General features: G+C 57.8%; 6 protein-coding genes. All 6 read left to right on the top strand.

The window, feature by feature from the left end:
- Positions 1-296: 296 nt before the first annotated feature.
- Positions 297-2,912: a type I DNA topoisomerase gene (gene topA / locus AB4Y96_RS21055; RefSeq protein ID WP_441919640.1), complete on the top strand. Its 2,616-nt coding sequence runs from the start codon at positions 297-299 to the stop codon at positions 2,910-2,912.
- An 11-nt stretch (positions 2,913-2,923) separates the two neighbouring features.
- The gene (gene rnr, locus AB4Y96_RS21060) at positions 2,924-5,242 is read left to right on the top strand and encodes a ribonuclease R (protein ID WP_441919641.1); all 2,319 of its coding nucleotides are present in this window, start codon (positions 2,924-2,926) and stop codon (positions 5,240-5,242) included.
- A gap of 3 nt (positions 5,243-5,245) precedes the next feature.
- On the top strand, positions 5,246-5,677 hold the full coding sequence (locus tag AB4Y96_RS21065; RefSeq protein ID WP_113097772.1) for a DUF983 domain-containing protein: 432 nt from the start codon (positions 5,246-5,248) through the stop codon (positions 5,675-5,677).
- A gap of 1 nt (position 5,678) precedes the next feature.
- A complete protein-coding gene (locus AB4Y96_RS21070; protein WP_441919643.1) occupies positions 5,679-6,422 on the top strand; it encodes an NUDIX hydrolase in 744 nt (247 codons plus the stop codon).
- A complete protein-coding gene (locus tag AB4Y96_RS21075) occupies positions 6,422-7,600 on the top strand; it encodes an MFS transporter (RefSeq protein ID WP_441919645.1) in 1,179 nt (392 codons plus the stop codon). The genes AB4Y96_RS21070 and AB4Y96_RS21075 overlap by 1 nt, the downstream gene beginning before the upstream one ends.
- 263 nt (positions 7,601-7,863) lie before the next feature.
- The coding region (locus tag AB4Y96_RS21080; RefSeq protein WP_441919647.1) for a hypothetical protein at positions 7,864-9,746 on the top strand (1,883 nt) is incomplete at its 3' end.

The following is a 9,746-nucleotide window of genomic DNA, read 5'->3' on the forward strand; positions in this document are numbered from 1 at the left end:
GCTCTTTAATCCCGCGGATTTGACAGTTTGCCAGTCTGAACCTCCACAAAATCAATCAAATAGTGATTCGCCTTCTCAAAAAAGGCGGGACTCGCTGCCATTCTCAATATAGCGCCGAAGTCATGAGAAAAATACCATTAATTGTATTATTGGAAATAGCAACTTTAAGTTGCATTTAACGATTTTTCGCATGTAGGCCTTGACGTTCCGAGCAAGCCTGTTCATTTCACAGACCTGTTTCGAAGTGAAAACTGTGCTTTTGTAATGTGACAAGAGCAGGAAAGCTCAATTGAATAATGAACGTTGTCGTCGTCGAATCGCCCGCCAAGGCTAAAACAATCAACAAATATCTGGGTTCAGGCTATACGGTTCTGGCCTCGTTTGGTCACGTCCGTGATCTGCCGGCCAAGGATGGCTCGGTTCGGCCTGATGAAGATTTCGCCATGTCATGGGAAGTCGACGGTGCATCGGCCAAACGTCTCGGCGATATCGTCAAGGCATTGAAGGACAGTGACGGCCTTATTCTGGCAACCGATCCGGATCGCGAGGGTGAAGCCATCTCCTGGCACGTTCTGGAAGTGCTGCGGCAGAAAAAGGCGATAGGCACCAAGCCGGTCAAACGGGTGGTGTTCAACGCGATCACCAAGAGCGCCGTGCTGGATGCCATGGCCAATCCGCGTGACATCGATATGCCGCTGGTTGATGCCTATCTGGCCCGCCGGGCGCTCGACTATCTTTTCGGCTTCACGCTTTCACCTGTACTGTGGCGCAAATTGCCCGGCGCCCGTTCGGCTGGCCGCGTGCAATCGGTCGCGCTGCGTCTTGTCGCGGATCGCGAATCCGAAATCGAGCGGTTCGTGCGCGAAGAATATTGGAATATTGCGGCACTATTGAAGACACCGCGCAATGATGGCTTTGAAGCGCGGCTTGTTTCCGTTGACGGCAAGAAGCTCGGCAAGCTGGACATCCAGAATGCTGAACAGGCTGGCGCGATCCGCACCATGCTGGAAGGTGCAAACTTCAAGGCGGCAACAGTTGAAGCCAAGCCGACAAAGCGCAATCCCGGCCCGCCCTTCACCACATCGACATTGCAGCAGGCTGCATCGGGCCAGCTCGGCTTTTCGGCAACCCGCACCATGCAGATTGCCCAGCGCCTTTATGAAGGTATGGATCTTGGCGGCGAAACAGCCGGTCTGATCACCTATATGCGTACGGATGGTGTGCAGATGGCACCGGAAGCTGTCGAGGCTGCACGCGCGACAATCGGCAAGGTTTTCGGCGAGAAATACGTGCCTGACAAACCGCGCTTTTACTCCACAAAAGCCAAAAACGCCCAGGAAGCCCACGAAGCTGTCCGTCCTACGGATTTTAACCGCCATCCAAAGGATGTGCGCCAGTTCCTCGATGCCGATCAGGCACGGCTCTATGAGCTGATCTGGAAGCGCGCCATCGCCAGTCAGATGCAGTCGGCTGATATCGAACGGACTACCGTTGAAATCGATGCGCAGAACGGTTCGCGCGCGGCTCAATTGCGCGCCACCGGTTCCGTTGTGAAATTTGACGGTTTCCTCGGTGCCTATGTGGATCACCGCGAGGAAGAGGAAGTCGATGAGGACGGTGCCCGTCTTCCCGAAATCCGTGCAGGGGAAGCCCTCGTCCGTGAAAAAATCAATGCTACCCAGCATTCGACAGAACCGCCGCCGCGCTATTCGGAAGCCACTCTGATCAAGAAGATGGAAGAGATCGGCATTGGCCGCCCTTCCACCTATACGGCTATTTTGAAGACGCTTGTTGACCGCGAATATGTCGTCGTGGACAAGCGCAAGCTGATCCCGGAGACGAAGGGTCGCCTGCTCACGGCATTCCTTGAAAGCTTCTTCAAGCGCTATGTCGAATTCGACTTCACAGCTGGTCTTGAAGAAAAGCTCGATGAGATTTCCGATGGCAAGCTGAAATGGAAGGACGTTCTGCGTGACTTCTGGACCGACTTCTTCGGCTCCGTCGATGGCATCAAGGAACTCCGGGTTACCAATGTTCTCGATGCACTGAATGATCAGCTCGGCCCGCTCGTCTTCCCACCACGGGAAGATGGCGGCGATCCGCGTATCTGTCAGCTATGCGGAACAGGCACATTGTCGCTGAAACTCGGCAAATACGGCGCCTTTGTCGGCTGCTCCAACTATCCCGAATGCAAATTCACCCGCCAGCTTGGCGGCGGTGAAGCAGCAAGTGAAAATGGCAATGGCGATGAGCCAAAGGTTCTCGGCAAGGACCCTTACACGGATGAAGATGTGACCGTGCGCAGTGGCCGCTTCGGACCTTATGTCCAGCGCGGCGACGGCAAGGAAGCCAAGCGCGCCAGCCTGCCGAAAGGCTGGACCATCGAAAGCACGGATCATGAGAAGGCGCTGGCGCTTCTGTCATTGCCGCGCGATGTGGGTCAGCATCCGGAGAGCACCAAGATGATTTCCGCCGGTATCGGCCGTTATGGTCCATACCTTTCCCATGATGGCACCTATGCCAATCTGGAAAGCATCGAGGATGTGTTCTCCATCGGTCTCAACCGCGCCGTTACGGTGCTGGCTGAAAAACTGGCGAAAGGTCCGGGACGCGGACGCGGCACACCGGCGGCGCTGAAAGATCTGGGCGAACATCCCGATGGCGGCCCGATCACGGTGCGCGATGGCAAGTATGGTCCCTATGTCAATTGGGGCAAGGTCAATGCAACCCTGCCAAAGGGCAAGGACCCGGCAACTGTCACGGTGGAGGAGGCCTTGCTTCTGATCGCCGAGAAAGCCGGAGCCAAGGGTGCCAAGAAAGCCCCTGCCCGCAAGGCAGCGGCCAAAAAGCCCGCGGCGAAGAAACCGGCAGCCAAAAAAGCTGCACCGAAAAAAGCAACGAAAGCAAGTTAAGGACATACCGATTGGCACGCCGTATCTCTCCACCCAAAGGAAAAAAGCGGCCTGCCAGTTCCGCGAGCCCTGACCGCGAACCCTATCTGCCCAGCCGCGACGAGATTCTCCAGTTCATCAAGGAGAATCCGGATCGTGCGGGCAAGCGCGATATCGCCAAAGCCTTTAATCTCAAGGGCGATGCACGCATCGGCCTCAAGGACGTTCTGCGTGATCTGGCCGATGACGGCCTTGTCGAGAAGCGGGCAAAGCGCCTTGCTGTGCCCGGCAGCCTGCCCAGCGTTGCGGTTCTCGACATTACCGGCCGCGACGGCGATGGCGGCCTGATTGCCAAACCGGCGGAATGGCCAGCCGATCATGAAGACCGCCCGCCCACCGTTTTCATCCGCGCCTCGCGCAACCAGAAGGGCCCGACACCGGGCGTTGGCGACCGCGTTCTTGCGCGCATCTTCGTCGGGGCTGATCCGAGCGGTCCAGCCTATACGGCACGCGTTATCAAGCGCATCGAACATCGCAAGGATGCGGTGCTTGGTGTGCTGCGCCATCTCGACAATGGCGAATGGCGGATCGAACCAGTCGAGCGGCGGCAGGCGGAACTATCAGTTGACCCTACCCAGCTGAACAATGCCAAGGCCAACGATCTGGTCGAAGTGGAAGTGACCAAGATTGGCCGTTACGGTCTGGCGCTCGCCAAGATCAGCCAGATCATTGGCTCGGTTGCCAGCGAACGTGCCTTGTCGATGATCGCGATCCACGAGCATGAAATCCCGCATGTCTTCCCCGACAGCGTGACCGAAGAGGCTGACAAAGCCAAACCCGCAACCATGGCGCACCGCGAGGACTGGCGGCATGTGCCGCTCGTCACCATTGATCCGGCTGATGCCAAGGACCATGACGACGCCGTCTATGCGGAGCCTGACACCGACGAAAACAACCCCGGCGGCTTTATTGCCACCGTCGCCATTGCTGATGTTGCCGCCTATGTGACGCCGGGATCAGCGCTCGACCGTGAAGCGCTCAAGCGCGGCAATTCGGTCTATTTCCCTGATCGTGTCGTGCCCATGTTGCCCGAGCGTATTTCCAACGATCTATGCTCACTGAAAGAACTGGTCGACCGTCCCGCCCTTGCCGTGCGCATGACCTTCGGCGCCAATGGGCGCAAGATTTCGCACACCTTCCACCGCATCATGATGCGCTCCCATGCGCGGCTGTCCTATCCGCAGGCACAGGCGGCGATTGACGGCGCACCGGATGAGAAGACCGCCCCGATCCTCGACAGCATCCTGAAGCCCGTATGGGCCGCCTATACGGTACTGAAACGCGGACGCGATGCCCGCGAACCGCTGGAACTCGATCTGCCGGAAAAGAAAATCCTGCTGACGCCTGACGGTAAGGTCGACAAGGTGGTGGTCCCTGCCCGCCTCGATGCGCATAAGCTCATCGAAGAATTCATGATTCAGGCCAATGTCGCCGCGGCCGAAACGCTGGAGCGCAAGCGCCAGCCGCTGATTTTCCGCATCCATGATGCGCCGTCGCTGGCCAAGCAGGAGATATTGCGCGAATTCCTGCGCACGCTCGACATTTCGCTGGCGCGCGGCGCGGAACTGCGCCCGAACCAGTTCAACCATATTCTCAAGCGCGTTGAAGGCAGCGAGCAGCAGGAACTGGTCAATCAGGTGGTGCTGCGCTCGCAATCGCAGGCGGAGTACAATCCTGAGAATATTGGCCACTTCGGGCTCAACCTCCAGAAATATGCGCATTTCACCTCGCCGATCCGCCGTTATGCCGATCTGATCGTGCACCGCGCGCTGATCACGGCGCTGGGTCTAGGCCCCGACGGCATCACCCACAAGGAAGAGGAAGATCTGCCGGAAATCGCCGCGCTGATTTCCACCTCCGAGCGGCGCGCCATGGCGGCTGAACGCGACACGGTTGACCGGCTGATCGCCCATCACCTTGCCGGACAGGTCGGCAGCAGTTTTCAGGGCCGCATATCGGGTGTCACCAAGGCTGGCCTCTTCGTTGCCCTTGCGACATATGGTGCCGATGGCTTTATTCCCATTTCAACGCTGGGTGATGATTACTATCATTATGACGAAACCAATCACGCCCTTTCGGGCGAGCGAAGCGGCAAAGGCTTCAGGATGGGCGATATTGTCGAGGTCCGCCTGATCGAGGCTCTGCCGGTTGCCGGTGCATTGCGGTTCGAGATGTTGACCGAACCGCACGCTGTTCCCAGCGGTGTGCGCTCACACCACAAGGCCAAGCGTTTTGCGCGCGGAAACCAGAAGCGCCCCGGCGGGTTCTCCCGCGGCGGGCGAAGAGGATAAGGGATGACGGAGCAGATTTTTGGCGCGGATACCGCCCCGGCAAGGCCCAAACGCCTTGTGGGTCAGGCCATGTGGCGCGGTTTTCGCAGCCGCTGCCCCCATTGCGGTGAAGGCAAGCTGTTCCGCGCCTTCGTCAAATCCGTTGATCGCTGCGCCGTCTGCGGTGAAGACTATACCCACCAGCAAGCCGATGATTTTCCCGCATATATTACCATCACAATTGTAGGTCATATTGTGCTGGGCGGATTCCTTGCCGTGGAAACGCTCATCCTGCTTTCAAGCTGGGTGCATCTGGCAATCTGGGCGCCGCTGACGGTGCTCCTGTCGCTCGCCCTGCTCCAACCCATCAAGGGCGCGATTATTGGATTGCAATGGGCCAATTACATGCATGGTTTCGGCGGCGAAACCGATGAACTGGAACCGCCGGAACGGTGACATGATGGCATTGAGTGACCTCGACAAATCTGCAAAGGACAAAGCGGGATCGGCAACGGCCCGCTTAAGGCCGCGCGATGCCGCCTCGCTTCTGATCATCGACCGCTCAGCCAAGGATCTGCGCATTCTGATGGGCCGTCGCCATATGCGCCATGTTTTCATGCCGGGTAAATTCGTCTTTCCGGGCGGGCGCACCGAACGGGCTGATGGACGCATTGCCGTCACCAGCGAACTGACCCCCTCTGACGAAGCCAAGCTGCTTCAGGGCATGGGCACGCGCCCCAGCGCTCAGCGTTGCCGGGCGCTTGCCCTGTCCGCCATCCGCGAAACCTATGAGGAAGCCGGTCTTCTGCTTGGCAAACATGTTCCCGCCGCATCCATCGGCCATCCGGATTGGGCTGCCTTTGCCGAGCGCAGGATTTTGCCCGATCTTTCCGCCATCCGCTATTTCGCCCGCGCCACCACCCCGCCCGGCCGTACACGCCGTTTCGATACACGGTTTTTCATGACGTTCCGCGAAGCGGTGGCCGACAGCCTGCCCGAAGGCACCGGCCCCTCGCAGGAGTTGGAAGAACTCTGCTGGCTGCCGTTTGACGAAGCGCTGAAACTCGATATTCCAACAATCACCCGCGCCATCATTCAGGAGGCGCAGGCACTGCTGGAAACCAACCCGGCGCTGCAACCCGGCCATTCCGTCGTTCAATACGCCATGAAATACGGGCGCTTCGTCCGAGAGGTTTTCTAGTGGATTCCCTGCAGCAGACACCGGACCATATTGCGGTCCGGTCCTCATGGCGCGCGCTGGTTGCGGCCATCGCAACCATCAGCGCCGTCGGTGTCGCCATCGGCCTTGGCATTCCGCTGCTCAGTGTCATTCTGGAAAGCCGCGGCCATTCCGCCACGATGATCGGCCTCAACGCCGCCGTTGCCGGTATTGCTTCGATTGTTGCCGCCCCCTTTGCCGCCTCCATCGCTGCGCGGCTTGGGGTTGTGCCCACCTTGCTGATCATGCTTCTGATCGGCGCCTGCTCGTTCTTCGGCTTCTATGTTTTTAGCGATTTCTGGGTCTGGGTCATTTTGCGCGTTTTCCTGCATTTTGCCCTGACAGTCCTGTTCATCCTGTCGGAATACTGGATCAACACGGCCGCCCCGCCGGAAAAGCGCGGGCTGGTGCTTGGCGTCTATGCAACCGTCCTGTCGCTCGGCTTTGCGCTTGGGCCATGGCTGTTTTCGCGCATCGGCAGCACCGGCATGATGCCCTTTGCGGTCGGCTTCGGCATCATCATTTTTGCCATGCTCCCGGTGCTTCTCGCCTGGAAGGAAAGCCCTGATTTCCACGAGGAAGAGCATGTTCCCTTCGCGCCCTTCATCTGGGCCGTGCCGACGGCGACGGCTGCCGTCTTCGTCTTCGGCGCGGTGGAAACCGGCGGCTTTGCCCTCTTCCCCGTTTATGGCACGCGCATTGGTTATTCCGAAGCACATGCCGCCCTGCTCCTGACCACCATCGGCCTTGGCAATGTGCTGATGCAAATCCCCATCGGGCTTTTGAGCGATCATGTGCAGGACCGCCGCAAAATCCTGCTCGTCTGCGCCCTCGTCGGCCTTGCGGGCATGTGCGTCCTGCCCTTCATCACCGGCAACTGGTATCTGGTGGCGGGGCTGTTCTTCATCTGGGGCGGCGTGGTTGCCGGGCTTTATACGGTGGGCCTTGCCCATCTCGGCTCGCAACTGACCGGGCGGGAACTCGCCTCGGCCAATGCGGCTTTCGTGTTTTGCTATGCCGTCGGCATGCTGGTCGGCCCGCAGGCACTCGGCCTTGGCATGGATGCCATGGGCCCCAGCGGATTTGCCGTATCGCTGGCGGTGTTCTTCGCCGCCTATGCCCTGCTGGTGGGGTCAAGACTGATCAGCCGGCGGAGTTAGGCGAGCGCCTCCAACAGGCGATCACATGGCAAGGATTGAAGCTAACCACCTGCGATTGCACAACAATATAATGATGCAACTGTAGGGATGCATGTTTGTTGCCAATGCGCTACAGGCACCAAGCAATGGCGCCAAAGCCACGGCATATCCTTGACTGTCAGGCGCTTATAAAGCCATGCTTTTCCATATTAAATATTCTATCGATTCGTATTTTTGACTGACTGCCAATTTTTTACGGCCACCCATATTGAGGACCATGTTTTATGACTTTTCACGCCAAAGCTGCGTGCATTTCCGCGCGTCCCATTCCCCTCGCCACATTCCGCCAGCATCTCCTGTACAGCGTCTGCGTGACATTGCTAATGGCTGGCCCAGGCTTTGCACAATCCGTTACCCCGCAACCTGACAACAACCCTCCCCTGGCAAACCAGCAGAATGGTAACAAGACAGTGGGTACCGGCGAAACATTGGTCATCAACACAGGCGAGACTGTCGGCAATATCATCCTCAATGGTGAAAAGGCTTGGACCACTACTGAGAGTGGCATTGGCGGCCTTGCCAATGTCTTTGGTCAGATGAGCAATGGCACTGTCAACAAGGGTGGTCGGTTGATTGTGTATGCTGGCGGTGTGGCCAAAGACGTCGCCATCAATGATGGTGGCTTTGCCCAAACCCTTGATCAGGGTCGAATATCAGGCACGAGCACAGTCAACAGCGGGGGCATATTGAATGTCAATGCTGGCGGTACAGCCTACGACATCACCGTCAATGATGGTGGCTTTGCCCACATCTTGGATCAGGGCCGCATATCAGGCAGGAGCACCGTCAACATGGGTGGAGAATTGTACGTCAACGCTGGTGGTACAGTCAAAGATGTCAGCGTTGAGGGTGGAAATCTTTGGGTGGAAAAGGACAGCAAGGCAACCGGCGGTATCACCATCAATGGCGGCAAGGTTGATATTATCGGCGAGGTCACAGGCAAGAGCACCGTCAACACGGGCGGGAAATTGCACGTCAATCCCCATGGCACAGTCAAAGATGTCAGCGTTGAGGGTGGATATCTTTGGGTGCAAAAGGACGGCAAGGCAACCGGCAGTATCACCGTCAATGGCGGCCAGGCTGATATCACCGTCAATGGCGGCCAGGCTGATATCACCGGCGAGGTCACAGGCAAGAGCACCGTCAACACGGGCGGGAAATTGGCTGTCGATGCTGGCGGTGCGGCCAGCGATATTATCGTGAGTGGAAACGATTCTACCCAATGCACTGATGACTGCAGTTACCTCCTTGTTGACGGAACCAGTGGCGACGTCACCATCAACAATAACGGTATGCTCAGCGGCTCCGGCAAGATTGGTAACCTGACGGTACATGCGGGTGGTGCGGTTAGCGCGGGTTCTGGTTACGACATACTTGGCGCTTTGACAGCAACCGGCGATGCGACATTCGACAAAGGCAGCATCATTCAAGTGAATGTCGCCAATGATGGCTCGCGCACCAACCAATTTGTGGTGAAGGGGCAGGCAAACCTTTCGGGTGGCACGGTCAAACTGCGCTCAGATGATATTTTCGAAATCGCAGCCGACGGTACCAAGATTTTGAAATATCCAAGCACGGAACAAATCGAGCGTCTGTTCCAGAAAACCCTTGTTATCCTGACCGCCGAAAAGGGCGTGACCGGGAGATTCGATGCGCTCACACCACAGTATGATTACAACTACATCACCCCTTCACTCACCTATACGGACAAGACGGTCAGTCTGGGCGTTGGCCTGAAGAATGCCGCCCAAATACAGGATATCGTTCTTGTGGATGCCAAGACAAAAAACCAGAAGAGCGTCGGTTCGGCAATCAAGTCGCTCGGTCTTGGCAATCCCTTGCTCTCGACGGTGCTGTTCTCGCGCAAGGATGAAGTGCTTGATTATGATGCGCTGTCGGGGGAAACGCACGCTACGCTGGAGGGTGTCCTGTTGCACGATGCTGGCCTTGCCCGCGATGCGGTAAGTGACCGTGTCAGGGCAGCTTTTGATGGTGTTGCCGTCAAACCGGTGCCAACCGTGGCTCTGGCCTATGGTCCTGATGCAAAGAAGGGCAGCAAAGCCGCAGGCGAAGCCTTTGTCCCGCTGCTGCCAGCTGTTCCCACCAC

The sequence above is a fragment of the Phyllobacterium sp. TAF24 genome (assembly GCF_052113785.1).
In the GTDB taxonomy this organism is placed as follows: domain Bacteria; phylum Pseudomonadota; class Alphaproteobacteria; order Rhizobiales; family Rhizobiaceae; genus Phyllobacterium.

What these genes read in the sequence shown, in the direction of transcription:
- topA (WP_441919640.1), top strand. Translation starts at nt 297, where the DNA reads ATGAACGTTGTCGTCGTCGAATCGCCCGCCAAGGCTAAAACAATCAAC.
- AB4Y96_RS21065 (WP_113097772.1), top strand. Translation starts at nt 5,246, where the DNA reads ATGACGGAGCAGATTTTTGGCGCGGATACCGCCCCGGCAAGGCCCAAA.
- AB4Y96_RS21070 (WP_441919643.1), top strand. Translation starts at nt 5,679, where the DNA reads ATGATGGCATTGAGTGACCTCGACAAATCTGCAAAGGACAAAGCGGGA.